Genomic DNA, 23,598 nt, shown 5'->3' with positions numbered 1-23,598 from the left:
CCGGGGGCAGCGAGCAACGTGAGCGTGGGGGTTGTTTCATAGTCAGCGATCCTTCGGGTCGAGCGCGTCACGCAGGCCGTCGCCGACGAAGTTCACGCAGTAGAGCGTCACGCACAGCATGACGGCCGGGGCCAGCAGCAGCCACGGCATCGATTCCAGTTTCTGCGCGCCGTCCTGGATCAGCACGCCCCAGCTCGTCATCGGTTCCTGCACGCCGAGGCCGAGGAACGACAGCACCGATTCGGTCAGCACGATATTCGGCACCGAGACCGTCGCGTACACGACGACCACGCCGAGCAGGTTCGGCACGACGTGGCGCCGCACGATCGACGCCGGCGACACGCCGATCGCACGCGCCGCATCGACGAACTCGCGATTGCGCAGCGACAGCGTCTGGCCGCGCACGACGCGCGCCATGTCGATCCACGAGAACGCGCTGATGGTCAGCACGACCAGCATGAACGAGCGGCCGAACAGGGTCATCATCAGGATCGCGATCAGCAGGTACGGGATCGCGTACATCATGTCGACGACGCGCATCATCACGGAGTCGACGCGGCCGCCCGCGAAGCCCGCGGTCGCGCCCCACGCGACGCCGAACAGGCCCGACACGAGCGTGCCGAGCAGGCCGACCTCGATCGATACGCGGCCGCCGATCAGCGTGCGCACCAGCAGGTCGCGGCCGAGCTCGTCGGTGCCGAACCAGTGCTGGTTCGCCCAGGTCGGCGGCAGGCTGATCGAGCCCCAGTCGCTCGCGGCGGGATCGGCCGCGAGCAGCCACGGGCCGGCGAAGCAGGCGAGCGTGATCAACGCGAGCAGCACGAGGCTGAACACGGCCGCGCGGTTGTGAAGGAAGCGCGCGAACGCCAGCTCGAGCGGCGAGCGCGAACGCGGCGGCGAATCGGTCTGCACGGGCAGACCGACGACGGGAGTGGTCGGAGTCATCGCTATGCCTCGCTCAATAACGGATGCGCGGGTCGAGCCACGCGTACGCGAGGTCGACCAGCAGGTTGAACAGCACCGCGAAGACGGTCGTCAGCACGACGAGGCCGAGCACCAGCGTGTAGTCGCGGTTGATGGCGCCGTTCACGACGAGCTGCCCGAGGCCCGGCAGCGCGAACACCGATTCGGTGACGACGGCCGCCGTGATCGACGTGATGCAGACCGTGCCGAACAGCGACACGACCGGCATGAGTGCGGGCTTCAGCGCGTGGCGCAGCACGATCGTCGAGCCCGGCAGGCCCTTCGCGCGCGCGGTGCGGATGTAGTTGCTCGACAGCGTCTCGATCATCGAGCCGCGCATCACGCGCGCGAGCAGCGACACGTTGATGAAGGTGAGCAGCACGATCGGCAGCAGCCGGTACTGCCAGCCGCCATCGCCCCAGCCGCCCGCCGGCAGCCAGCCGTTGCCGGCCGACGTCTTCAACAGGATCGCGAAGATCCACACCAGCACCGGGCCGAGCACGAACGGCGGCACGACGTTGCCGAAGTTGCCGATCAGCATCACGAAGCGATCGATCACGCTGTCGCGGCGCACGGCCGCGACGGTGCCGAGCAGCACGCCGACCACGATCGAGATCGGGATCGACACGCCGCCCACGCCGAGGCTCACGGGCAGCGCCTTCTTCACGAGATCGTTCACCGACCAGTCGACGTAGCGGAACGACGGGCCGAGATCACCGTGCAGCAGCGAACCGAGATACAGCAGGTACTGCTTCCACAGCGGCTCGTCGAGGTGGTACTTCGCGTTCAGGTTCGCGAGCGTCGCGGCGGACAGCTGCTTCTCCGTATCGAACGGGCCGCCGGGCGTGAAATGCAGCAGCAGGTAGCAGACGGTGATGACCGCGAGGATCGTCGGCACCGCCCACAACGTGCGCCTCAGTGCGTAGGCCAGCATGATCGCTCCGCTCAGTGCTTGATCAGGTACAGGTCCTGCGAAGCACGCATGTCGATCACGTTCTTCAGCGAATAGCCGCCCACGTAGGGCTTCACGAGACGGTCGGCCGAATACTGGAACAGCGGCACCATCGGCGTGTCGTTCATCGCCATGTCGTGCGCCTGCGTGAGCAGCGCGGCGCGCGCCTTGTCGTCGAGCTTCTGGTTGCCTTCGTCGACGAGCGCGTCCATCTGCTTGTTGCAATAGCCGACGGTGTTCTGCGAGCTGCCGCAGCGGATCAGGTCGAAGAAGGTCATCGCGTCGTTGTAGTCGGCGAACCAGCCGTCGCGCGCGATCTGCACCTTGCCGTCATGCCGCTCCTTCATCAGCACCTTGAATTCGACGTTCTCGAGTTTCGTGGTGATGCCGAGCTTCGTGCGCCATTCCGAGGCGGTGAACAGCGCGACCTTCTTGTGCAGGTCGTTGGTGTTGTACGTGAGCGTGAACGACAGCGGCTTCGCGTCCGAATAGCCGGCCTGCTTCAGCAGGTCCTTCGCGGTCGCAATGCGCTTGGCCATCGGCCACGACGCCCATTCCGGCGTGAACGGCTGCACGCCCTTCGTGCCGTTCGGCATCAGCCCGTACATCGGCTTCTCGCCGGCCTGCGTGAGCTTCGACGTGAGCACGTCGCGATCGATCACCATCGACAGCGCCTGGCGCACGCGCTTGTCCTTCAGCGCCGCGTCGCTGTTGTTCAGGTAGTAGTAGTAGGTCGCGAGCTGCAGGCCCGGGCGCAGTTCGCCGCCGAACTGCTTGCTCACCTGCTGGAAGATGCCCGACGGAATCGAGTAGCTGTAGTCGATCTGGCCGGCCTGGTACATGCGCATCGCGGTTTCGTCGCTTTCGATCGGCAGGTACGTGACCTTGTTGATCACGACCTTCGACGCGTTCCAGTACTTCGTGTCCTTCGTCGCCACGATGCGGTTGTTCGGCTGCCAGTCGACGAGCTGGTACGCGCCGTTGCTGACGATGTTGCCCGGGCGCGTCCATGCGTCGCCGAACTTCGCGACCACGTCCTTGTTCACCGGCGCGAGCGGCGCCATCGCGGTCAGCTCGGGGAAGAATGCGACGGGCACGTCGGTCGTCACCTCGAGCGTGTACGGATCGACGGCGCGCACGCCGAGCGTCGACGATGCGGCCTTGCCGGCGATGATGTCCTTCGAGTTCTTGATGAACTCGACGAGGATCGTGTATTTCGAGCCCGTCTTCGGATCGACGAGGCGCTGCCACGAATAGACGAAATCGGCGGCCGTCACCGGCTGGCCGTTGCTCCACTTCGCGTCGCGGCGAAGCTTGAAGATCCACGTCTGCGGCGTCTTGCGTTCCCACGACAGCGCGACGCCCGGCACGACCTGGCCGGCCGCATCAATGCGCGCGAGCCCTTCGAACAGGTCGAGGCCGATCGTGTTGCCGGTCCACGATTCGATGTGCGCCGGATCGAGCGACTCGACTTCGGCCGGCACCTGTCGCGTCAGGTCCTGTTGCGGAGCGAGCGCGACGTTCGACGGAACGGTTACGGCGTGGGCGACGGGCGTCGTCAGGGCGAGCGCGGCCAGCACGGCCGACATGGCATGCAAGGATTTCATCGTGGCAGTCTTGAGAAAGTGTGTTCGGTGAGCGTCGCGCGGCGGATGCCGCGGATTACGCGTGAGACGCTGACGGGTGCAGCGATCGAGGAGGCCCGTGGTTCTCGTATTGCATGTTAGTATTCCTTACGTTTCTTTCGACAGGCATCCCGTCGAAGAAACGAAGGAATACCCGTGCGTTAGAACAGTCGCGGCGTACCGACCCAGACCACCACCGACTCGATCTTCGCGGTGTTGACCCAGCTGTGCGGCACCGTCGACTGATAGTGCGAACTGTCGCCGGCCTGCAGGACGAACGTCTTGCCTTCCAGCGTCAGCGACACTTCCCCTTCAATCACGTACAGGAACTCCTCTCCTGCATGTGTCGTCACCTCGGACCGTTTCTGCCCCGGCGGCATCCTCACGAGGATCGCCTCCAGCTGGCGCCCTTCGGACACGTTCGTCAGCCGCGCGAACAGGTTCGCCGAATCGGCAAACCCGAAGAAGCGCAACTGATCGCCTCGGCAAACCGAGCGTTCCTCGCTCGGCGTATCCACGAAGTACTGCACCGTCACACCGAGCGCGTGTGCGATACCGGCCAGCGACGTCAGCGACGGCGACGCGAGCCCGCGCTCGACTTGAGACAGAAACGGCTTCGAAATCCCCGCGGCGGTAGCGGTGTCGTCGAGCGTGCGCTTCAAACGTTGGCGCAACGCGCGAATCTTGCCGCCAAGTGCGACAGCGTCTGCCGATCGCGAGTTTTCAGTGGGGGGAACCATAGCAGGCCGAAAAGTGGTCGTCAAAAAATGTTTGATGGAAAGTAACTAAGTTAATTCGAGATAGCTTAATCTTCGGGTTCGCACACGTCTTCGGCATTGAGCCCGGTGCACTAAACAGGGCCCGAAGCGAGCGAAACGACGCGCTATCTTGCCAGACTCGCCGGCTTCACAGGCAAGCTGCAAGCGGCTCTCCGGGAATCTGCGGAGAACGGGCGTCAAGCTTACAAGTAAATGATGAGACGAATATTCCTGAAAGCTGCTGCCATATCGGGAGTTTCCCTGAGTGGCGCGCACCTGACGCACCGGACCGGCAAACGTTACCATTCGCGCGCCGGTCGGGGCCTCGCTCCGCCTCGTAGGGCGGAGTCCGTCCCCGGCCCGGGCTAACCGCCCGACTGCTCCATCGCCGACGCAAGCCTATCCGGCCACAGTGTTCCGGCGCCAGTTCGACCCCCAAGGCGACGCGCGATCCGCGCCGTCCGTTTCAAACGAGATTGATGATGCACGCACCTGTTTCACAGACCCGATCGTTTACGACGGTCTTCCTCATCGAAATGTGGGAGCGCTTCGGCTACTACGGCATGGCCGCGCTCCTGGTCCTCTTCATGGTCGACCGGCTCGGCTTCACCGACAGCCACGCGAACCTGACCTGGGGGGCATTCACCGCACTCGTCTACGCCGCGCCGTCGATCGGCGGCTGGATCGGCGACAAGGTGCTCGGCGCGCGCCGCACGATGATCATCGGCGCGTCCGTGCTGTGCGCCGGCTACCTGATGCTCGCGGTGCCGAACGATCACCTGACGTACATGTACGCGTCGCTCGGCGTGATCGTCGTCGGCAACGGCCTGTTCAAGGCCAACGCGGCAAACCTCGTGCGCCGCATCTACGAAGGCGACGACGCGCGCATCGACAGCGCGTTCACGATCTACTACATGGCGGTCAACATCGGCTCGACGGTGTCGATGCTCGCGACGCCGTGGATCAAGGATCACTGGGGCTGGCACACCGCGTTCGCGGTCTGCTGCGGCGGCATGCTGCTCGCGATCCTCAACTTCATGCTGATGCACCGTACGCTCGCGCACGTCGGCTCGCAGCCGGATGACGAACCGATCCGCTGGAAGCGCCTCGGCGCGGTCGCGGCCGGTGGCGTCGCGCTCGCGCTGATCACGCTGTACGTGCTGCAGCACAAGCAGCTCGCGGTCGCCAGCGTGTGGACGGCCGCGTTCGCGATCCTCGCGATCTTCGCGTACATGATCGCGAAGTCGGAGCGCTCGGAGCGCGCGGGCCTGATCGCGGCGCTCGTGCTGATCGGCCAGGTGATCCTGTTCTTCATCTTCTACGTGCAGATGTCGACGTCGCTGACGCTGTTCGCGCTGCGCAACGTCGACCCGCGCTTCATGCTGTTCGGCACGACGCTGTTCACGTGGAGCGCCGCGCAGTTCCAGGCGCTGAACCCGATCTGGATCATGCTGCTGAGCCCGGTGCTCGTGTGGGTCTACAACGCCGTCGCGAAGGGCGGCCGCGACCTGCCGGTCGCCGCGAAGTACGCGCTCGGTTTCGGTGCGGTCGCCGCGGGCTACCTGGTGTTCACGATCAGCGGCCGCTACGCGGTCGACGGCCGCGTGTCGTCGTGGTTCATGGTGTGGGGCTACGGCCTGTACTCGCTCGGCGAACTGCTGGTGAGCGGCCTCGGCCTCGCGATGATCGCCCGCTACGTGCCGGCGCGCATGAGCGGCTTCATGATGGGCGCGTATTTCGTCGCGACGGGCGTGTCGCAGTATCTGGGCAGCGTCGTCGCGAACTTCGCGCAGATGCCGTCGCACGAACTGCCGGCCACCGAATCGCTGCCGCTCTACCTGTCGCTGTTCGAGAAGCTCGGCTGGCTCGCCGCGATCGGCATGCTGCTCGCGCTGCTGCTGCTGCCGCTGATGAACCGCCTGTCGCGCCAGCATCAGCGCTGCGTGGAAGAGCGCCGCGACGAAGCGCTGCAGGCGCAGGCCGCCGCCGCGCAGTAAGTACTATCCCTCGGCGTGCGGCTTGCACGCCACATTCTCCCGCCAGGCGCGCGAACGCGTCCTACACTGGTTGCAGGCAATGCATCCGCTTCGCGAGATGCGCACTGGCTGGAGAGCACGATGAAAAACAAGACGACGCGGCTTTTGAGGATCCTGTCGGACATCCGGCATGCGCAGCGCTGCACCGCGATGCGCGCCGCCCGGGCCGCGGCCGAAGCCGATGCGGTCCTCGCGGAGCGCGACGACCCGGCGCAGGACGAACGCGACGACGCCGAAGCCGACGACGCCACCGCCACGCCCCGCTCCCGTATCGGCTCACCTCACTGATGCCGCGCGGCGCCTGCCGCGCCGCCTGCCCCCTCGCGCGCGCCTATGCCGCCGCGCCGCGCCATCGCGCGAACCACGTTCCCGAACCGGCCACCGCCATCATCAGCCCGACCGCGCACGCGTCGGCCGCGAGGCCCACGCCGACATGCCGCAGATCGGCGCTGCGCACGACCGGATGCAGCAGCGAATCGATCACGAGCGAAATCGCCGCGCCCGCGACGAAGCAGATCAGCCCGCGCTGGCCGACCGCCACGATGGGCCGCACGCCCTGCGCGATCCGCGCGATCCAGCCGAAGCGCACGCAATCGGCCATCAGCCACGCAACGGCCGCGAAGCTCACGACGCGCGGCAGCGCGAGATCCCGCTTGAGCACGCCTTCCGGCACCGGCAGCCCCGAGAACAGCTTGTAGCTCGCGCAGCCGAGCACGATCGCGAACGCGAGCCCGGTCGCGGCGGCGCCCCAGCGGCCGAGCGCGATGCGCCGGTAGAACGGCTGGCAGCGTGCAAGCACGCCGGCGACGAACATCAGTTGCCACGCGAACGGGTTGAAGCTCCAGCGGAAGCCGTCGGTGTCGAGCAGCTCCGGGCCGAGCCAGCCCGCGGCGAGCCACGACGCGGCGCTGACCGCGACGAGCAGCCACGGATGGCGCCGCGCGAACGGCACCAGCACCGGCGACGCGAGCGCGAACAGCACGTACATCGGCAGCACCGACGCGAGATACGGCTGGCGCTGGAACGTCAGCAGCTCGGCCGCGCCCGTGAGCGGCGACGCGAGCATCACGCTGACGTCGTCGAGCGCGAGGTTCGGCGCATCGATTCCGTAGTGGTCGAGCACGGCCGACACGACGAGCATCAGCGTCGACGTCGCGAGAAACGCGCGGTAGATCTGCATCGCGCGCCGCACGAAACGCCGCTGCGCGGCGCGTGCGCCGTGCCGCTCGGCGATCGCGCCGTACGCGCTCGCGGTCGCGAAACCGCCGAGGAACACGAACACCTCGGCCGCATCGCACAGCGCGAACGCGTGCAGCGTCACGCGCGACAGCACGCTCGCGCCGATGTGATCGACGACGATCATCAACAGCACGAGCCCGCGGAAGAAATCGATTTCGATCAGGCGGCCGCCGCGCGACGGCGGCGCCGTGGCGGAAGGCAGCGGGCTCAACGACATGAGCGCACCTGTGCGGCGGCGGTGCGACGCGCACCGGGGAAGGAATCGGGAACAAGCAGGCGAGCGCGATCGGCGGCGATACGCGTATGCTCGCATCGCGCCAACCCGGCCGGCCCGGCACGGAGATGACCGTTCATTGAAAAGCTGCATACGAAGGGAAGTCGGTCAGCTCAGTCTAATGGCCGATCAGGGGTGACCCTAAGTAACAAAGTGCAACCGAATCTTCTCTTCGATTACAAGCGCGAGCGTTGCGCGGAGAAGCGGGCAGCGTCGCCAGATTCGCGTCAGCGCCGCGCCAGTTGGCGGTCAGTATCGAGGGATTCGGCAGAGAAACGAGCGCGGTTGGATGGTCGCTGATGCACGCGATGCGCGGCACGTTCCGCACGGCCGGCGCATCGCGATGGCGCGGCTATTTGCGCGCGGGCAGGCGCCGCATCAGCATTGCGCTGTGCCACGCGGTCAGCGCGACGGCGACCCAGATCGGTCCGTACGTCGCGAGCTGCGCGACGCTGAGCGTCTCGCCGAGCAGCAGCAGCGACACCACGACGAGCAGCACGGGCTCGACGTAGCCGAGAATTCCGAACAGCGCCATCGGCAGCATCCGGCTCGCCTTCAGGTAGCTCGCGAGCGCGAGCGTGCTGAGGATGCCGAGCCCCGGCAGCAACGCGGCCCACAGCAGCGGATGGCCGGCGACACGCGTCGTGCTCGTCGCGACCATCGCCAACGCGATCGGGCACAGCAGCACGATCTCGATCGCGAAGGCGGCCAGCGAATCGGCGTTGATGCGCCGGCGCAGCACGAAATACGGCGGATAGCCGAGCGCGACGACCAGCGTCGGCCACGCGAACGCGCGCGTCGCCCACACCTCGTGCGCGACGCCGAGCGCCGCGCACGCGACCGCAGCCCACTGAAGCGGGTCAAGCCGTTCGTGATAGTAGAAGCGGCCGACGAGCACCATCGTCAGCGGCAGCAGGAAATAGCCGAGCGACACTTCGAGCATCCGGCCGTGCAGCGGCGCCCACAGGAACAGCCACAGCTGCACGCCGAGCAGCGCCGCGCTCACCGGCAGCGCGATCAGCAGGCGCCAGTCGCGCGCGCTGCGCCGCGCAAGCTCGACGAGCGCCGGCCAGCGGCCGCGCAGCGCGATCAGCGCGAGCGCCCCCGGCGCGGTCCACACGACGCGCCACGCGAAGATGTCGAGCCCCGTGAGCGGCGCGAGCAGTTTCGCGTAAGCCGACATCAGCGCGAACAGCGTCGACGCCATCACCGACAGCATGAGGCCGCGCCCGGCTTCCGGATACCCCGTCATGATCGTTCCGTGCCGCTTACTGCTGCTGGAAGCGCTCGAAGCGCCGCTCGGTCCGGCGTTCCTCGAATGTCACCTCGGTCACGCGCGCGGCGGGCGGCCCGTGACGCAGCCACGCGAGCATCCGGTCGATCTGCGCGCCGGGGCCCTGGATCATCGCCTCGACGGTGCCGTCCTCGAGATTCGCGACCCAGCCGCGCAGCTTCAGCGCATGCGCTTCGCGCACCGTCGCATGACGAAAGCCGACGCCCTGCACGACGCCGCGCACCCGCACGTAGTAGGTCTCGATCCGTTCGTCCAGTTCATTGCGGCTCATCGCGTCGCCCTCCCGTTGCATTCAAGCCCGGCATTGTAGTCGGGTCGGCCGCTTCGCACACGCGCCGGCCGGGCGTCGCCGCGCGCGCCGACCACGTACAATCTCGCCGATGCCCAACCGCCGCGCCGCCCGCGTGGCCCCGAAGGAAACGCATGACTGATACTTCCCGCGATCTCGTTCTCGTCACCGGCGCGTCCGGTTTCGTCGGCTCGGCCGTCGCGCGCATCGCGCAGCAGAAAGGCTATGCGGTGCGCGTGCTCGTGCGCCCCACCAGCCCGCGCACGAACGTCGCGGATCTCGATGCCGAGATCGTCACCGGCGACATGCGCGACGAGGCGTCGATGCGCGCCGCGCTGCGCGGCGTGCGCTACCTGCTGCATGTGGCGGCCGACTACCGGCTGTGGGCGCCCGACCCCGACGAGATCGAGCGCGCGAACCTCGAAGGCGCGGTCGCGACGATGCGCGCCGCCCGCGCGGAAGGCGTCGAGCGGATCGTCTACACGAGCAGCGTCGCGACGCTGAAGGTGACGAGCGCCGGCGACCCGTCCGACGAGAACCGGCCGCTCACGGCCGAGCAGGCGATCGGTGTCTACAAGCGCAGCAAGGTGCTCGCGGAGCGCGCGGTCGAACGGATGATCGCCGACGAAGGGCTGCCCGCCGTGATCGTCAATCCGTCGACGCCGATCGGCCCGCGCGACGTCAAGCCGACGCCGACCGGCCGCATCATCGTCGAGGCCGCGCTCGGCAAGATTCCCGCGTTCGTCGACACGGGGCTGAACCTCGTGCACGTCGACGACGTCGCGCACGGCCACTTCCTCGCGCTCGAGCGCGGCCGGATCGGCGAGCGCTACATCCTCGGCGGCGAGAACCTGCCGCTGCAGCAGATGCTCGCGGACATCGCGCAGATGACGGGCCGCAAGGCGCCGACGATCGCGCTGCCGCGCTGGCCGCTGTATCCGCTCGCGCTCGGCGCCGAAGCGGTCGCGAAATTCACGAAGAAGGAGCCGTTCGTCACCGTGGACGGGCTGCGGATGTCGAAGAACAAGATGTATTTCACGTCGGCGAAGGCCGAGCGCGAGCTCGGCTACCGGGCGCGCCCGTATCGCGAAGGGCTGCGCGATGCGCTCGACTGGTTCGGCTCGGCGGGCTACCTGAAGTAACACAAAGCGGCGCACCTCGCGCCGCTTCGCGCACTTTGTTACACGTCGCGCACGGACCGGCATCGGCGCAGCGGTTAAAATCGCGGGTCTTACGCAGAGAAGACACGCATGAACCTGAACGATCAGATCGCTTCGCTCGCCACGGGCGTCGATCAGCTCCTCCACGATCACCACGCCGCGCAACAGGCGGCACGCAGCGCGGAAGCCTTCGCGCGCGCCGCGGCAGCGGAAGCCCGGGCCGCGGCCGAGCGTCACGCGGCGGCGGAAGCCGAAGCGCAGGCCGCCGCGCAGCGCCACACGGCTGCTGCCGTCGACGCCGAAGCCGCGCAGCGGCGCCACGCCGACGCCACCGCCGCCGCCGAAGCAGCCGCCCAACGTCATACGGATGCGGCCACGCAAGCCGAAGCCGCGTCGCAGCGCCATGCGGAAGCCACCGCGCTGACCGAAGCGCTCGCGCAACGTCACGCGGATGCCGAAGCCGCATCGCAGCGCCACGCGGCGGCGATCGCCGAAGCCGAGGCCGCCGCGCAGCGTCATCATGCCGCCGCGACCGAGGCCGAAGCGGCCGCGCAACGTCATGCCGCGGCGACCGTCGAAGCCGAAGCCGCCGCGAAGCGCCACGCGGAAGCGACCGCCGAAGCCGAAGCCGCCGCGCAACGCCACGCGGCCGCGATCGCCGAGGCCGAGGCGCTCGCCCGGCGTCACACGCAGGCGCTGGCCGACACGCAGGCCGCCGCCCAGCGCCACGCCGAAGCCACCGCGGAGGCCGAAGCCATCACGCGGCGTCACGCCGAAGCGATCGCCCAGGCCGAAGCCGCCGCGCAACGCCACGCCGAAGCCACCGCCGAGGCCGAAGCCATTACGCAGCGCCATACCGAAGCGATCGCCCAGGCCGAAGCGGCCGCGCAGCACCACGCCAAGGCCATCGCCGACGCCGAAGCGCTGGTCGAGGCCGTCGTCAAGGAAGCCGCGACGAGTGCGGCGGCGACCGCCGTGGCGGCCGAAGCCGTAGAACCGGCACCCGCGGACACGCCGGCGGTGGAGCCGGCCGTACACGCGGTCGCACCGGTTGCTGCCGAAGCAGCCGAGGTGTCGACCTCAGCCGCCGACGCCGAAACCGCGATCGTCCCGGCGGCGCGCACCGACTCCGCGGCTGAAACCGACACCGATACCGCCGCCGCGCCGGCCGACAAGGCGACGCTGCATGTCGCGCGCCCGTCCCAGAACGAACTCACGCTGACCATCAACGGTGAGTCGATCACGCTGCATCCGGAGCAACTGGGCCAACTGATCGAGGAACTCGCGCACGCGCGCGCCTCGATGCAGCCGGAGCCGCCGCCCGGCATTCCGGCCGGCTGGCGTTTCGTGACGACGAAGAACCCGATGATGGCCGTGCAGAAGCAGGCGAACGGCGACCGCCTGCTAGTCGCCCGCCATACGGGCTACGGCTGGGTGCCGTTTACGTTCTCGCCGGACGTCGTGATCCAGATGTACATGATGCTGACGCAGCGGTAAGCGCCGGCATCGGCAAACGACGCCGCCGAAAACGAAACAGCCCGATCGGTCCGCACCGATCGGGCTGTTTGCTTTCCGGCTGCCGGGAGGCACGCCTCCCGGAACACACTCAGCGCTCCACCGGCGCCTGCACGCGCGCCTTCCACTGGCCGCCCTTGCCGCGCCAGTAACGCCATGCGGAAGCGAACGTCGCGCCGACGTAGAACAGCGCGACGAGCGGCAGCGCGGGCGCCCACAGCGGCGAGCGACGGTAGTAGCGCAGCATCGGCGCATAGGCGGCGCACATCGACGCCCACGCGAGCCACGCCGGCCACGCGCGCGCGCCGTAGGCGAGCGCGGCGACGGGCGGCGCCAGGTAGATGATCGTCATCCCGAGCAGCGTGCCGGCCAGCAGCAGCGGCGAATAGTGCAGCTGGGTGAACGCGGTGCGCGCGATCATGTTCCAGATGTCGCGCCAGCTGTCGTACGGGCGCAGCGACACGCTGCGATCGGCGAGATCGAGCCGGATCGGATGGCGGCCGGTGCCGCGATGCTTGATCTGCGCGGCGAGGCTGCAGTCGTCGATCAGCGCGCCGCGAATCGATTCAATGCCGCCCGCTTCCTCGAGCGCCGTGCGCTTCACGAGCATGCAGCCGCCCGCCGCGCCGGCCGTCCGGTTGCGCGGATTGTTGATCCACGAGAACGGGTACAGCTTCGCGAAGAAGAACACGAACGCCGGGATCAACGCCTTTTCCCAGAACGAGTCGCAGCGCAGCCGCACCATCAGCGACACGAGATCGCGATTCTCGGCCTGCGCGCGCGTGACGAGCTGGGCGACGGCGTCGGGCGGATGGCCGATGTCGGCATCCGTCAGCAGCAGGTAATCGGCCGGCAGGCCGAGCGTCTGCACCGCCGCGATCCCCTGCGACTGCGCCCACACCTTGCCCGACCAGCCGGCCGGCAGCGGCTTCGCGGTCAGCACCGTCAGCCGGTCGGCGCGGTTGATCGCGAGCGCGGCCGCGCGGGCCGCGTCGGCGGTGCCGTCGTCGCTGTGGTCGTCGACGATGATCAGATGGAAGTCGCCCGGATAGTTCTGCTCGAGCAGCGAAGTCGCCGCGCGGGCGATCACGTCGGCTTCGTTGCGCGCCGGCACGACCGCCACGACGGCAGGCCAGCCGGCTTCGGCCGCGGCGCCGCGCGCATCGGGCGGCAGCGGCCGCGCGGGCTGCGCGCGCCAGAAGCCGCCGCGCGCGACGAGCAGCACGATCCAGATCACCAGCGACAGGCCGGACACCAGAAAAGCGATCGCCAGCATCATCGGCATGCCTCCTGCCGTGCGCCAGCGCATTCGGTATGAATAGGGGTCAGAAACGAAACACCCGACGCCGCATGGTCGGACGGGCAATACGCGTAAGAATCGACGGTCATCGAATGGCCTTGAAATGAGCGCGATGGCGGGCAGCCGGAGCGGCCGACCGCGAAACCGCGCAGTTTACCGGGTTCCGCGCGCGCCAGCGCCGACGCGGCTCTCCCGCAATTGCAACGATGCCGATACGGCACCGAAGCAAGGACGGCGCGATAGGGTTAAAATGCGCGATTAATTCGGGGTTCCGGGGCCTGGCCGGCCGGTTCGTTCCTGCCTTCATAACATCAAGCCGGGGCGAGCGAGCAGTGCCAGCTCCTCGAACCCCGGTATCTGTCGTCGGAGTTCGCTCACTTATGCGAGTCATCCTTGCCCAGCCCCGCGGCTTCTGTGCGGGGGTTGTCCGTGCGATCGAGATCGTCGATCGCGCGCTGCAACAGCACGGTGCGCCGGTCTATGTGCGTCATGAGATCGTGCATAACCGGCATGTCGTCGAAAATCTGCGAAATAAAGGGGCACGATTCGTTGAGGAACTCGACGAGGTGCCGCACGGCGCTGTCGCGATCTTCAGCGCGCACGGTGTCGCCCAGACGGTCGAGCACGACGCGCAAGCGCGCGGGCTCGACGTGCTCGACGCGACCTGCCCGCTCGTCACGAAAGTGCACGTGCAGGGCCGCCAGTATGTCGCGGCGGGCCGCCGGCTGATCCTGATCGGCCACGCGGGCCACCCGGAAGTCGAGGGTACGATCGGCCAGATTCCGGCCGAGGTGATCCTCGTGCAGAGCGAAGCCGAAGTCGATACGCTGACGCTGCCCGTCGATACGCCGGTCGCGTACATCACGCAGACCACGCTGTCGGTCGACGACACGCGCGGCATCATCGAAGCGCTGCAGCGCCGGTTCACCGACCTCGTCGGCCCGGACACGCGCGACATCTGCTATGCCACGCAGAATCGCCAGGCCGCCGTGCGCGAGCTGAGCGAACAGGTTGACGTGCTGCTCGTCGTCGGTGCGACGAACAGTTCGAACTCGAACCGCCTGCGCGAGATCGGCACCGAAAGCGGTGTGCCGAGCTATCTCGTCGCCGACGGCTCGGAAGTGAAGGCCGAATGGTTCGCGGGCGTGCAGACGGTCGGCCTGACCGCCGGCGCGTCGGCGCCCGAGGAAATGGTCGAGGATGTAATCGGCGCGCTGCGCGCGCTGGGGCCCGTCGATGTCGCGACGATGGCGGGCCGTGAAGAAAAAGTCGAATTCAAGTTGCCGGCGAAGCTCATGCAAGCTGTCGCCCGCGAAGTTTAAGGAGGACATACCTTGTCTATTCCGCTGCTCCAGCAAGTTCGTGTCGGCGCCTACATCGTGCGCCAGCACCTGTCCGGCAACAAACGCTATCCGCTCGCGCTGATGCTCGAGCCGCTGTTCCGCTGCAACCTCGCGTGCAACGGCTGCGGCAAGATCGATTATCCGGATCCGATCCTGAACCAGCGTCTTTCCGTCGAGGAATGCCTGCAGGCCGTCGACGAGTGCGGCGCGCCCGTCGTGTCGATCGCAGGCGGCGAGCCGCTGCTCCACAAGGAGATGCCGGAAATCGTCAAGGGCATCACGAAGCGCAAGAAGTTCGTGTACCTGTGCACGAACGCGCTGCTGATGGAAAAGAAGATGGACGACTACGCGCCGAGCCCGTATTTCGTCTGGTCGGTCCACCTCGACGGCGACAAGGAAGCACACGATCACTCGGTGTCGCAGGAAGGCGTGTACGACAAGGCCGTCGCGGCGATCAAGGAAGCGAAGCGCCGCGGCTTCCGCGTGAACATCAACTGCACGCTGTTCAACGATGCGGTGCCGGAGCGCGTCGCGAAGTTCTTCGACACGCTGGGCCCGATCGGCGTCGACGGCATCACCGTGTCGCCGGGCTACGCGTACGAGCGCGCGCCGGATCAGCAGCACTTCCTGAACCGCGACAAGACGAAGAACCTGTTCCGCGAAATCCTGAAGCGCGGCGAAGGCGGCAAGCGCTGGTCGTTCAGCCAGTCGTCGCTGTTCCTCGACTTCCTGGCCGGCAACCAGACGTACAAGTGCACGCCGTGGGGCAACCCGGCGCGTACGGTGTTCGGCTGGCAGAAGCCGTGCTACCTGGTCGGCGAAGGTTACGTGAAGACCTTCAAGGAACTGATGGAAACGACGGAGTGGGACAACTACGGCGTCGGCAACTACGAGAAGTGCGCCGACTGCATGGTCCACTGCGGCTTCGAGGCCACGGCCGTGATGGACACGATCTCGAACCCGCTGAAGGCGCTGCGCGTGAGCCGCAAGGGCATCAAGACCGACGGCCCGTTCGCACCGGACATCTCGATCGCGAAGCAGCGTCCGGCCGAGTACGTGTTCTCGCGCCACGTCGAGATCAAGCTCGAGGAAATCCAGCGCGCCGGCAAGGGCAAGCTGCAGAAGCCGGCGAAGTCGGCGACGGCGGCTTAAGCGCGTTTCGCCGCGCGAAGGTTCACGCCTTCAGCGGCCACGCATCGAAAAAGCGCCACGGGGTTCGCTCCGCGGCGCTTTTTGTTTTGATGGACGCCGTGTGACGCATCGCGCTTGCGCGCCTGCGTGCGGGGGCGGCCGTCGGTTGCCTAGCTTCGCGATTCCGCCGCGGCAATGAGTTGCCAGGCAGTCGGCCCCCGATCGAGCAGCGGGTCGGACGGCGGATCGAGATCGTGCGGATGCGCTTCCTCGGCCGGCAACGTCTGCGATTTCGCAATACCGATTTCGTCGCCGCACACGGTGCATCGATAGATGCCCGCCACCGTCACCTTGCTGCCCGGCGGCAGGTTCTCGCTGAATGCGCGGCCACTTCCGCACGTGAAGTAGCCACCGCTCCTGTATAGCGCCATCGCTCCTCCTGACTGAAATGCGCTCGCGTCGACATGCACGTTCGCCGCCAACGCGACGATGGATCGTCGTCGCCCGGACTCGCCGGGTTCCAGTCATGTCATTAGACGGTGCACGGCCGCGCGATGGAATGGGACGCGTACGAAACACGGCCCACCGGCAGCCATTCAGTGCAGAACGGCCGGCTCTTGCATCTTCGCCGCGGCCTGCGCGACCAGCCCCGGCTGTTCGGCGCAAGCAAACGTGCAGACATGACGCCACAATTCCGCCAGCCGATGCCGCGTGAGCGTCGCGACGCATGCGTCGTGCGCGGCGAGCACGCGTTCGAGCACCGCGCATTCGTCGTCGTGCAGCGTCCAGGCACCGGTTTGCGCGGCGCGCGCCACGCTCGCGTCCAGCACGCGCTCCGCGTCGACGCACAGGTCGATGGTCGCGTCGGGGGAGACCGCATCGTCGAGCGCGAGGAACACCAGATACGCGCTCGTGCGCAGCCGCATCAGCAAGGTTTCGCTACCGTGCCCGCCGCGCAGCGCGACCAGCGCCATATGGCATTTCAGCGAGATGTCGCGTGCATGCGCGGGCGGCAGCGGCAGCAGCCATTCGCGTGTCAACGGCGGATGGCGACGTCCTTTTCGGGTAGCTTTCATGATTCGCCCTCGTTCGCGGACGCGTCGTCCTCCGCCGCCCCGGGCCACCCACCGCGGCACATGACGGCGCTGCGGCCCGCGTCGCTCAATGTGTTCGCCCGGCGTCGCATGCCGTGCACATCAGCGCGCCGTCGCGCCGCACACGTCTCGGGCAGCCTGCGTATCGGCGACGCACGTAACACGCGGGACCATCGGTCGGGGCATGCCATGTTCGTCTCCTGCATCAAAACGTGTTCTCGCCCTTCAGGTAGTACGCGGTTTTCACGAAGAACGCCTTCACCGGATGGCCGCTCCGCGCGTCGCGGGCCGCCCGCGCTTGCATCGCGGCCTTGTCGTCGCGCCACCGGTCGGGTATCGGGTTGTTCACGCGCTCGAGCGCCCGCTGCATCGCGAGCGGATAGTTCTGGTTGCCGGCCGTCGTCGCGCGATAGCCGGCACGCGTCATCTGCATCAGTTGCACATTGGTTTCGGCACGCGCCGCCGCCCAGGTCAACGACGCGGCATGCGGCGTGCCGCCGGCACCGCTCGACTGCGCGAAGCTGACGGCCGGCAGCGCAGCGAGTGTGCAGGAAAGAACGGCAACGGGAACGAGGGATCGCATAATGGCCTCCAGATGGTTGTCCCCGCATCGATCCATCATCGATGCGTTGAAATCATCGTATGTCGCGCCACATGCCGCTTGAATAGCCGAATCCGCAATTATTATTTTCAGCCGCGCATTCGGTGTGCGAACGGCGCCATTCGCGAATCCCTTCGCAATGGAATTTCTTTATTTCATTCAACGATCTGATCGGATTTTTACCAGCGATCCGGTGAGATGCTCACCCCGCTCTTTCAATTTCCGAAACGACGTGTTGCCTGTTCGGTTCCGGTCAGCGCACCTGCCCACAAGGCGCCGACGTGATATCGCGCACGCGGATACCGGAATACCGCCGAAACGGCTTCATCGGATCGGCCGATTCTTCCGATATAGGACAAGTCATCGCATCGGCTTGCCGGATTGAGACACGACGCAATCGGCAAGGACGCGCGATAATCAAGCATCGGCCGTTTCGCACGGCATCTCAGGCATTCCCCTTTTTAATCGAGTCTTCCCATGGCCGCCCTCGACACTACCTCCATCGACAGCTGGCACGCGCACGTCTATTTCGATGCGGCGAGCCGCGACGCGGCCTGGGCGTTTCGCCAGGTCGTCGACGCGCGGTTCGGCGCGGTCATCGCACTCGGCCGCTTTCACGAACGCCTCGTCGGCCCGCATCCGGCCTGGTCGTACCAGATCGCGTTCGACGCCGCGCGATTCGACGACATCGTGCCGTGGCTCGTGCTGAACCACGGCGCGCTCGACATCTTCCTGCATCCGAATACCGGCGACGACCTGCGCGATCATCGCGATTCGGCGGTGTGGATCGGCAAGTCGTATGTGCTGAATCTCGACGCGCTGGCCGGCTGAGGGGCGAACGCCCGAACGCCCTTGCCGCGACGAGGCATCCACGTTTCGGGTCGACGTGAAACGTCTCGCGGCGGCGCGCCCCTACAGTGGTTTCCGTGATCCCCCTCCGGAAACCCGCCATGACACCCGCAGATACCGACGCCGACGCCGACGCCCGGCGCGTCCATCAAGACTGGCACGCGGCCGTCGGCGCGCGCGACCTCGACGCACTGATGGCGCTGTATGCCGACGACGCGGTGCTCGAAACGCCGCTCCTCGTCGCCACGCTGCCCAAGCACGGCTCGGGCGTGCTGCACGGCAAGGCCGCGATCGGCGCATTCTTCGCGGCCGGCTTGCGCAATCCGCAAAACAGGCTCGGGCGCTGGTACCGGACCGGGCTGTTCTTCTCGAACGGCCGCCAGCTCGCCTGGGAATACCCTCGCGAGACGCCGGACGGCGATCAGGTGGATCTCGTCGAAGTAATGGATCTCCGCGACGGGTTGATCGCGCATCATCGTGTGTATTGGGGATGGGTCGGCTTTCTCGCGCTGCAGGCCGCCGCGTCGGCGTCCGACCACACATGACAGCCGCCGCGCCGAACCGGTCGGCGGGCCGCCGCGTGCTCGCCACGACCTGCGTGAGCTACACGCTCGTGCTGCTCGACGCGTCCATCGTCAACGTCGCGCTCACCGACATCGCGCACACGTTCGGCAGCCACGTGGCCGGCTTGCAATGGATCGTGAACGCGTACACGCTGGCGTTCGCGAGCCTGCTGATGACGGGCGGCACGCTCGGTGACCGGCTCGGCGACCGCACCGTCTATGTCGCGGGGCTGGCGGTGTTCGTCGCCGCGTCGACGCTGTGCGGCGTCGCGCCGACTCTCGCGGCGCTTGCCGCCGCCCGTGCACTGCAAGGCGTCGGCAGCGCGATGCTGGTGCCCTGCTCGCTCGCGCTGATCAACCGCACCTTCCCCGAACCGGCCGCGCGCGCGTCGGCGATCAGCGTGTGGATGGGTTGCGGCGGCATTGCGATGGCGTCGGGCCCGCTGATCGGCGGCCTGCTGATCCATCTGTTCGGGTGGCGGAGCCTCTTCTTCGTGAACCTGCCGCTCGGGCTCGCCGGCATCTGGCTCGGCCGCACGGTCGCACGCGCCGCCGTCGACGTCGACGCATCGCGGCATGTCGATTGGGGCGGTCAGGCGGCGGCCATCGTCGCGATCGCGGCGCTGATCGGCACGCTGATCGAAGGCCCGTCGCTCGGCTGGCGCTCGGCGCCGATCGTCGGCGGCGCGGTGACGAGCGTCGTCGCGTGGATCGCGTTCATCGCGATCGAAGCGCGGCGCCGCGAGCCGATGCTGCCGCTCGCATTCTTCCGCAATCGGCTGTTCGCGGGATCGACGTTCGTGTCGATGGCATCGGCATTCGTGTTCTACGGATTGCTGTTCGTGCTCAGCCTGTTCTATCGGCAGATTCGCGGCGCCAGCCCGCTCGACACGGGGCTCGCGTTCCTGCCGATGACCGCGATGGTCGCGCTCGGCGGGCTGTGCTCGGGGCGGGTCGTGGCGCGCTTCGGCGCGCGCGGAACGATGTGTGCGGCGTTCGGGCTCTATGCGGCCGGCGCGCTCGGCATGACGAGCATGGGTGCGACGACACCCGCGTGGCTCGCCGTCGCGCCGATGCTCGCGATCGGCTTCGCATCGGGGTTCATCTCGCCGGCCGCGACGTCGCCGGCGCTCGGGACGGTCGACCGGCGCCGCGCCGGCGTGGCGGCGGCCGCGCTGAACGCAGCGCGGCAGAGCGGGTCGGCGCTCGGGGTGGCGATCTTCGGTGCGTGCATCGCGACGCTGCAGCCGTTTCCGGCCGCCATGCGGGCGGCGCTGGGCATGGCGACCGGCGTGTCCGCGCTCGCCGCGGCGACGTGGTGGATCACGGCTCGGGCGACATCGGCAACCGGCGACCCGGACGCGCACCTGCAGGCCGCCACGCGCCGGTAGCGAATGCGTCGGCAGACGCGCGCATGGCGCGTCGTCAGAGGGTCAACGCCGCATTCCCTTCACGCGACATACATCGCCACACTGACGAACTGGCACAGGCTGCCGGCCAGCACGAACAGATGCCAGATGCCGTGCCCGTGGCGAATGCGTTCGTCGTTGATGAAGAAGTAGATCCCCGCGCTGTAGATCACGCCGCCGGCCACGAGCCATGCGGTGCCGGTCGGGGGCAGCGCATGGATCAGCGGCCGCACGGCGACGAGCGCGAGCCAGCCCATCAGCACGTACAGGATCATCGACAGCAGGCGCGTACGGCGCCCGAGCGTGAGCTCCTGCACGATGCCGAACACGGCGAGCCCCCAGCTCACGCCGAACAGCGACCAGCCCCACGGGCCGCGCAGCGTGACCAGCGTGAACGGCGTGTAGCTGCCGGCGATCAGCAGGTAGATCGCCGAATGGTCGCATTTTTGCAGGATCGCCTTCAGGCGCGGGTTGCGCACGCTGTGATACGCCGTCGAGATCGCGTAGAGCAGGATCAGCATCGCGCCGTACACGCTGAAGCTCACCACCTTGTACGGATCGCCTTCGAGCGCGCCCATCGTCACGAGCGCGACGAGACCTGCCACCGACAGCACCGCGCCGACGAGATGGGAAATGCTGTTGAAACGCTCACCGACATGCACGACGTGTTCTCCTGCGGTCCATCGGGAAAAGAAATAGCCCTCATGATACCGGCGGCCGGATGCGGCCGTGCCGCGCCTGGGCAAACGGCGCGCGGGCGCCGCGCGATGCGCGCGGCCGGCCCGCCAAAGAAAAAGCGCCGCGATGGCCATCGCGGCGCTTTCCGTTTCGATACCGAACCGATTCGTCAGTTCATTGCGACGGCCCGGTTCAGCAACACTTCCCTGCTCCCGACCCGTACCGCGCATTCTGACGCTCGCGGAAGAATTCCTCGTACGTCATCGGCTCGCGGTCCGGATGGGTTTCGCGCATGTGCGCGACGTAGGTATCGTAGTCGGGCAGGCCGACCATCAGCCGCAACGCCTGCCCGAGGTAACGCCCCGCGCTGCGCAGGTCGCTGCCAAGATCGGTGAACATCGCGGCCTCCCCTTAACGTCCGCTGCCGAGCGCCTGCGCGGCCGGCATCGCTTCGTACGGCGTCTCGCGCACGGTCGGCTTCGACTCGCGGCGCGCGCGCAGCACGGCGATCACGCCGTACACCGCGATCGCCACGACGACGAAGATAAACAGCCCGGCCAGCGCCGCATCGATGTAGTCGTTGAAGATGATGCGCTTCATCTGCGCGATCGACTTCGCCGGCGCGAGCACCTTGCCTTCGTCCACCGCGGCCTGCAGCTTCGCGGCATGCGCGAGGAAGCTGACCTTCGGGTTCGCGTCGAAAATCTTCTGCCAGCCGGCCGTCAGCGTGCAGATCAGCAGCCACACGGTCGGCACGATCGTCACCCACGCATAGCGCTCGCGCTTCATCTTGAACAGCACGACGGTGCCGAGCACCAGCGCGATCGCGGCGAGCATCTGGTTCGAGATGCCGAACAGCGGCCACAGCGTGTTGATGCCACCGAGCGGATCGACCACGCCCTGGTACAGGAAGTAGCCCCACGCGGCCACGCACAGCGCGGTGGCGACGAGGTTCGCGGGCAGCGACTCGGTGCGCTTGAGCGCCGGGTGGAACGTGCCGAGCAGATCCTGCAGCATGAAGCGGCCCGCGCGCGTGCCTGCATCGACGGCCGTCAGGATGAACAGCGCCTCGAACAGGATCGCGAAGTGATACCAGAACGCCATCATCGCTTCGCCGCCGATCACCTGATGCAGGATGTGCGCCATGCCGACGGCCAGCGTCGGCGCGCCGCCCGCGCGCGCGATGATCGTCGTTTCGCCGACGGCCTTCGCGGTCTGCGTGAGCATGTCGGGCGTCAGCACGAAGCCCCATTGCGTGACGGTGTTCGCGACGGCTTCCGGCGTCGAGCCGAGCACGGCGGCCGGTGCGTTCATCGCGAAGTAGATGCCCGGCTCGATCACGCACGCGGCGACCAGCGCCATGATCGCGACGAACGATTCCATCAGCATCGCCCCATAACCGATGAAGCGCGCGTTGGTTTCGTTGTCGATCAGTTTCGGCGTCGTGCCCGACGAGATCAGCGCGTGGAAGCCCGACACCGCGCCGCACGCGATCGTGATGAACAGGAACGGGAACAGGTTGCCCGACCACACCGGACCCGTGCCGTCAACGAACTTCGTCAGCGCGGGCATCTTCAGTTCCGGCGCGACGACCAGGATGCCGATCGCGAGGCCGAGGATCGTGCCGATCTTCAGGAACGTCGACAGATAGTCGCGCGGCGCGAGCAGCAGCCACACCGGCAGCACCGACGCGACGAAGCCGTAGCCGATCAGGATCCACGTGAGCTGCGTGCCGTTGAACGTGAACCATGCGGCGAGCGCCGGCGAGTCGTGCACGGTCTGGCCGAACGCGATCGACGCCATCAGCAGCACGAAGCCGATGATCGATACTTCGCCGATGCGGCCCGGGCGGATGTAGCGCGTATAGATGCCCATGAACAGCGCGATCGGAATCGTCGCGGCGACGGTGAACGTGCCCCACGGCGAATTGGTCAGCGCCTTCACGACGATCAGCGCGAGCACCGCGAGGATGATCACCATGATCAGGAACGCGCCGAACAGTGCGATCACGCCGGGCACCGTGCCGAGCTCCATCTTGACGAGGTCGCCGAGCGAACGGCCGTCGCGGCGCGTCGAGATGAACAGCACGATGAAGTCCTGCACCGCGCCGGCGAACACGACGCCGGCCAGGATCCACAGCATGCCGGGCGTGTAGCCCATCTGCGCGGCGAGCACGGGGCCGACGAGCGGCCCGGCGCCGGCGATCGCGGCGAAGTGATGGCCGAACAGCACGTACTTGTTGGTCGGCACGTAGTCGAGGCCGTCGTTGTACTTGACCGCCGGCGTCATCCGCAGCCCGTCGAGCTGCATGACCTTGCTGGCGATGAAACGGCTGTAGAAGCGATACGCGATCAGATACACGCAGACTGCGGCGATCACGATCCAGAGGGCACTGACGCGCTCGCCGTGCGCGAGTGCGATCGTGCCGAATGCGAACGCGCCGAGCAGCGCGACCGCGATCCAGAGCAGGGTACTGGAAGCCCGATTCATGGCGTCTCCTGGTCTCCAATGTGTTTTTGAGTGGA

At 67.4% G+C, this 23,598-nt stretch carries 23 protein-coding genes; 9 read left to right on the top strand and 14 right to left on the bottom strand.

Features of this window, described 5'->3' with window-relative positions:
* Nucleotides 1-42: 42 nt before the first annotated feature.
* The 4 genes from C4B30_RS13430 to C4B30_RS13415 form a co-directional block, all read right to left on the bottom strand.
* Nucleotides 43-945 carry an ABC transporter permease gene (locus tag C4B30_RS13430; protein ID WP_027781694.1) on the bottom strand — a complete coding sequence of 301 codons (903 nt, stop codon included), beginning with the start codon at nt 943-945 and terminating at the stop codon, nt 43-45.
* A 13-nt stretch (nt 946-958) separates the two neighbouring features.
* On the bottom strand, nt 959-1,897 hold the full coding sequence (locus C4B30_RS13425) for an ABC transporter permease subunit (RefSeq protein WP_027781695.1): 939 nt from the start codon (nt 1,895-1,897) through the stop codon (nt 959-961).
* 11 nt (nt 1,898-1,908) lie between these two features.
* Nucleotides 1,909-3,522 carry a peptide ABC transporter substrate-binding protein gene (locus tag C4B30_RS13420; protein WP_027781696.1) on the bottom strand — a complete coding sequence of 538 codons (1,614 nt, stop codon included), beginning with the start codon at nt 3,520-3,522 and terminating at the stop codon, nt 1,909-1,911.
* A 179-nt stretch (nt 3,523-3,701) separates the two neighbouring features.
* The gene (locus C4B30_RS13415; protein WP_027781697.1) at nt 3,702-4,280 is read right to left on the bottom strand and encodes a cupin domain-containing protein; all 579 of its coding nucleotides are present in this window, start codon (nt 4,278-4,280) and stop codon (nt 3,702-3,704) included.
* 497 nt (nt 4,281-4,777) lie between these two features.
* Here C4B30_RS13415 and C4B30_RS13405 point away from each other — a divergent pair, with 497 nt between their 5' ends.
* Together C4B30_RS13405 and C4B30_RS13400 are read left to right on the top strand one after the other, a co-directional pair.
* Complete coding sequence (locus tag C4B30_RS13405) at nt 4,778-6,295, top strand: peptide MFS transporter (protein WP_027781698.1); 1,518 nt, start codon at nt 4,778-4,780, stop codon at nt 6,293-6,295.
* A gap of 120 nt (nt 6,296-6,415) precedes the next feature.
* On the top strand, nt 6,416-6,622 hold the full coding sequence (locus tag C4B30_RS13400) for a hypothetical protein (protein WP_027781699.1): 207 nt from the start codon (nt 6,416-6,418) through the stop codon (nt 6,620-6,622).
* 43 nt (nt 6,623-6,665) lie between these two features.
* Here the strand turns inward: C4B30_RS13400 and C4B30_RS13395 are convergent, their stop codons facing one another.
* The 3 genes from C4B30_RS13395 to C4B30_RS13385 form a co-directional block, all read right to left on the bottom strand.
* Complete coding sequence (locus C4B30_RS13395) at nt 6,666-7,790, bottom strand: OpgC domain-containing protein (RefSeq protein ID WP_027781700.1); 1,125 nt, start codon at nt 7,788-7,790, stop codon at nt 6,666-6,668.
* A gap of 409 nt (nt 7,791-8,199) precedes the next feature.
* Nucleotides 8,200-9,099, bottom strand: a complete 900-nt coding sequence (gene rarD, locus C4B30_RS13390; protein WP_027781701.1) for an EamA family transporter RarD — start codon at nt 9,097-9,099, stop codon at nt 8,200-8,202.
* A 16-nt stretch (nt 9,100-9,115) separates the two neighbouring features.
* Nucleotides 9,116-9,412 (bottom strand): acylphosphatase, encoded by a 297-nt coding sequence (locus C4B30_RS13385; RefSeq protein WP_027781702.1) that lies wholly within the window; start codon nt 9,410-9,412, stop codon nt 9,116-9,118.
* Nucleotides 9,413-9,564: 152 nt separating this feature from the next.
* Between C4B30_RS13385 and hpnA the strand changes: the two genes are divergently transcribed.
* Together hpnA and C4B30_RS13375 are read left to right on the top strand one after the other, a co-directional pair.
* Nucleotides 9,565-10,572 carry a hopanoid-associated sugar epimerase gene (gene hpnA / locus C4B30_RS13380; protein WP_011659815.1) on the top strand — a complete coding sequence of 336 codons (1,008 nt, stop codon included), beginning with the start codon at nt 9,565-9,567 and terminating at the stop codon, nt 10,570-10,572.
* A gap of 108 nt (nt 10,573-10,680) precedes the next feature.
* A complete protein-coding gene (locus C4B30_RS13375; RefSeq protein WP_027781703.1) occupies nt 10,681-12,087 on the top strand; it encodes a hypothetical protein in 1,407 nt (468 codons plus the stop codon).
* A 109-nt stretch (nt 12,088-12,196) separates the two neighbouring features.
* On the opposite strand, the gene C4B30_RS13370 is transcribed toward C4B30_RS13375, so the two are convergent.
* On the bottom strand, nt 12,197-13,384 hold the full coding sequence (locus C4B30_RS13370) for a glycosyltransferase (RefSeq protein WP_027781704.1): 1,188 nt from the start codon (nt 13,382-13,384) through the stop codon (nt 12,197-12,199).
* Between the two features lie 401 nt (nt 13,385-13,785).
* Here C4B30_RS13370 and ispH point away from each other — a divergent pair, with 401 nt between their 5' ends.
* Nucleotides 13,786-14,727 (top strand): 4-hydroxy-3-methylbut-2-enyl diphosphate reductase, encoded by a 942-nt coding sequence (ispH, locus tag C4B30_RS13365; RefSeq protein WP_027781705.1) that lies wholly within the window; start codon nt 13,786-13,788, stop codon nt 14,725-14,727.
* A 12-nt stretch (nt 14,728-14,739) separates the two neighbouring features.
* Nucleotides 14,740-15,900, top strand: a complete 1,161-nt coding sequence (gene hpnH / locus C4B30_RS13360; protein WP_027781706.1) for an adenosyl-hopene transferase HpnH — start codon at nt 14,740-14,742, stop codon at nt 15,898-15,900.
* Nucleotides 15,901-16,049: 149 nt separating this feature from the next.
* On the opposite strand, the gene C4B30_RS13355 is transcribed toward hpnH, so the two are convergent.
* The 3 genes from C4B30_RS13355 to C4B30_RS13340 all read right to left on the bottom strand — a co-directional run bounded on the left by C4B30_RS13355 (nt 16,050) and on the right by C4B30_RS13340 (nt 17,556).
* A complete protein-coding gene (locus C4B30_RS13355; protein ID WP_027781707.1) occupies nt 16,050-16,310 on the bottom strand; it encodes a hypothetical protein in 261 nt (86 codons plus the stop codon).
* Between the two features lie 165 nt (nt 16,311-16,475).
* Nucleotides 16,476-16,955, bottom strand: a complete 480-nt coding sequence (locus C4B30_RS13350; protein WP_027781708.1) for a hypothetical protein — start codon at nt 16,953-16,955, stop codon at nt 16,476-16,478.
* 223 nt (nt 16,956-17,178) lie between these two features.
* Nucleotides 17,179-17,556: a hypothetical protein gene (locus C4B30_RS13340; protein ID WP_027781709.1), complete on the bottom strand. Its 378-nt coding sequence runs from the start codon at nt 17,554-17,556 to the stop codon at nt 17,179-17,181.
* Between the two features lie 495 nt (nt 17,557-18,051).
* Between C4B30_RS13340 and C4B30_RS13335 the strand changes: the two genes are divergently transcribed.
* The 3 genes from C4B30_RS13335 to C4B30_RS13325 all read left to right on the top strand — a co-directional run bounded on the left by C4B30_RS13335 (nt 18,052) and on the right by C4B30_RS13325 (nt 20,377).
* Nucleotides 18,052-18,405, top strand: a complete 354-nt coding sequence (locus C4B30_RS13335) for a DOPA 4,5-dioxygenase family protein (RefSeq protein ID WP_027781710.1) — start codon at nt 18,052-18,054, stop codon at nt 18,403-18,405.
* 119 nt (nt 18,406-18,524) lie between these two features.
* Complete coding sequence (locus tag C4B30_RS13330) at nt 18,525-18,968, top strand: nuclear transport factor 2 family protein (protein WP_027781711.1); 444 nt, start codon at nt 18,525-18,527, stop codon at nt 18,966-18,968.
* A complete protein-coding gene (locus tag C4B30_RS13325; RefSeq protein ID WP_027781712.1) occupies nt 18,965-20,377 on the top strand; it encodes an MFS transporter in 1,413 nt (470 codons plus the stop codon). The genes C4B30_RS13330 and C4B30_RS13325 overlap by 4 nt, the downstream gene beginning before the upstream one ends.
* Nucleotides 20,378-20,436: 59 nt before the next feature.
* Here C4B30_RS13325 and trhA read toward each other — a convergent pair whose 3' ends face one another.
* The 3 genes from trhA to C4B30_RS13310 all read right to left on the bottom strand — a co-directional run bounded on the left by trhA (nt 20,437) and on the right by C4B30_RS13310 (nt 23,563).
* A complete protein-coding gene (trhA, locus tag C4B30_RS13320; protein WP_027781713.1) occupies nt 20,437-21,057 on the bottom strand; it encodes a PAQR family membrane homeostasis protein TrhA in 621 nt (206 codons plus the stop codon).
* Between the two features lie 208 nt (nt 21,058-21,265).
* Nucleotides 21,266-21,472, bottom strand: coding sequence for a YbdD/YjiX family protein (locus C4B30_RS13315; RefSeq protein WP_027781714.1), 207 nt, complete (start codon nt 21,470-21,472; stop codon nt 21,266-21,268).
* Between the two features lie 12 nt (nt 21,473-21,484).
* Entirely contained in the window at nt 21,485-23,563 is a 2,079-nt protein-coding gene (locus C4B30_RS13310; RefSeq protein WP_027781715.1) for a carbon starvation CstA family protein, read from the bottom strand.
* Between the last annotated feature and the right edge of the window lie 35 nt (nt 23,564-23,598).

It is taken from the genome of Burkholderia sp. BE12 (genome assembly GCF_002959955.1).
GTDB lineage: Bacteria > Pseudomonadota > Gammaproteobacteria > Burkholderiales > Burkholderiaceae > Burkholderia.
The sequence above is the reverse complement of the archived record's forward strand: the minus strand, read 5'-3'. Positions and strand labels throughout refer to the sequence as shown.

Excerpts from the sequence above, each read along its gene's own strand:
- C4B30_RS13430 (WP_027781694.1), bottom strand. The coding sequence starts at position 945 with ATGACTCCGACCACTCCCGTCGTCGGTCTGCCCGTGCAGACCGATTCG.
- C4B30_RS13425 (WP_027781695.1), bottom strand. The coding sequence starts at position 1,897 with ATGCTGGCCTACGCACTGAGGCGCACGTTGTGGGCGGTGCCGACGATC.
- C4B30_RS13420 (WP_027781696.1), bottom strand. The coding sequence starts at position 3,522 with ATGAAATCCTTGCATGCCATGTCGGCCGTGCTGGCCGCGCTCGCCCTG.
- C4B30_RS13415 (WP_027781697.1), bottom strand. The coding sequence starts at position 4,280 with ATGGTTCCCCCCACTGAAAACTCGCGATCGGCAGACGCTGTCGCACTT.
- C4B30_RS13405 (WP_027781698.1), top strand. The coding sequence starts at position 4,778 with ATGATGCACGCACCTGTTTCACAGACCCGATCGTTTACGACGGTCTTC.
- C4B30_RS13400 (WP_027781699.1), top strand. The coding sequence starts at position 6,416 with ATGAAAAACAAGACGACGCGGCTTTTGAGGATCCTGTCGGACATCCGG.
- C4B30_RS13395 (WP_027781700.1), bottom strand. The coding sequence starts at position 7,790 with ATGTCGTTGAGCCCGCTGCCTTCCGCCACGGCGCCGCCGTCGCGCGGC.
- rarD (WP_027781701.1), bottom strand. The coding sequence starts at position 9,099 with ATGACGGGGTATCCGGAAGCCGGGCGCGGCCTCATGCTGTCGGTGATG.
- C4B30_RS13385 (WP_027781702.1), bottom strand. The coding sequence starts at position 9,412 with ATGAGCCGCAATGAACTGGACGAACGGATCGAGACCTACTACGTGCGG.
- hpnA (WP_011659815.1), top strand. The coding sequence starts at position 9,565 with ATGACTGATACTTCCCGCGATCTCGTTCTCGTCACCGGCGCGTCCGGT.
- C4B30_RS13375 (WP_027781703.1), top strand. The coding sequence starts at position 10,681 with ATGAACCTGAACGATCAGATCGCTTCGCTCGCCACGGGCGTCGATCAG.
- C4B30_RS13370 (WP_027781704.1), bottom strand. The coding sequence starts at position 13,384 with ATGATGCTGGCGATCGCTTTTCTGGTGTCCGGCCTGTCGCTGGTGATC.
- ispH (WP_027781705.1), top strand. The coding sequence starts at position 13,786 with ATGCGAGTCATCCTTGCCCAGCCCCGCGGCTTCTGTGCGGGGGTTGTC.
- C4B30_RS13355 (WP_027781707.1), bottom strand. The coding sequence starts at position 16,310 with ATGGCGCTATACAGGAGCGGTGGCTACTTCACGTGCGGAAGTGGCCGC.
- C4B30_RS13350 (WP_027781708.1), bottom strand. The coding sequence starts at position 16,955 with ATGAAAGCTACCCGAAAAGGACGTCGCCATCCGCCGTTGACACGCGAA.
- C4B30_RS13340 (WP_027781709.1), bottom strand. The coding sequence starts at position 17,556 with ATGCGATCCCTCGTTCCCGTTGCCGTTCTTTCCTGCACACTCGCTGCG.
- C4B30_RS13335 (WP_027781710.1), top strand. The coding sequence starts at position 18,052 with ATGGCCGCCCTCGACACTACCTCCATCGACAGCTGGCACGCGCACGTC.
- C4B30_RS13330 (WP_027781711.1), top strand. The coding sequence starts at position 18,525 with ATGACACCCGCAGATACCGACGCCGACGCCGACGCCCGGCGCGTCCAT.
- C4B30_RS13325 (WP_027781712.1), top strand. The coding sequence starts at position 18,965 with ATGACAGCCGCCGCGCCGAACCGGTCGGCGGGCCGCCGCGTGCTCGCC.
- C4B30_RS13315 (WP_027781714.1), bottom strand. The coding sequence starts at position 21,472 with ATGTTCACCGATCTTGGCAGCGACCTGCGCAGCGCGGGGCGTTACCTC.
- C4B30_RS13310 (WP_027781715.1), bottom strand. The coding sequence starts at position 23,563 with ATGAATCGGGCTTCCAGTACCCTGCTCTGGATCGCGGTCGCGCTGCTC.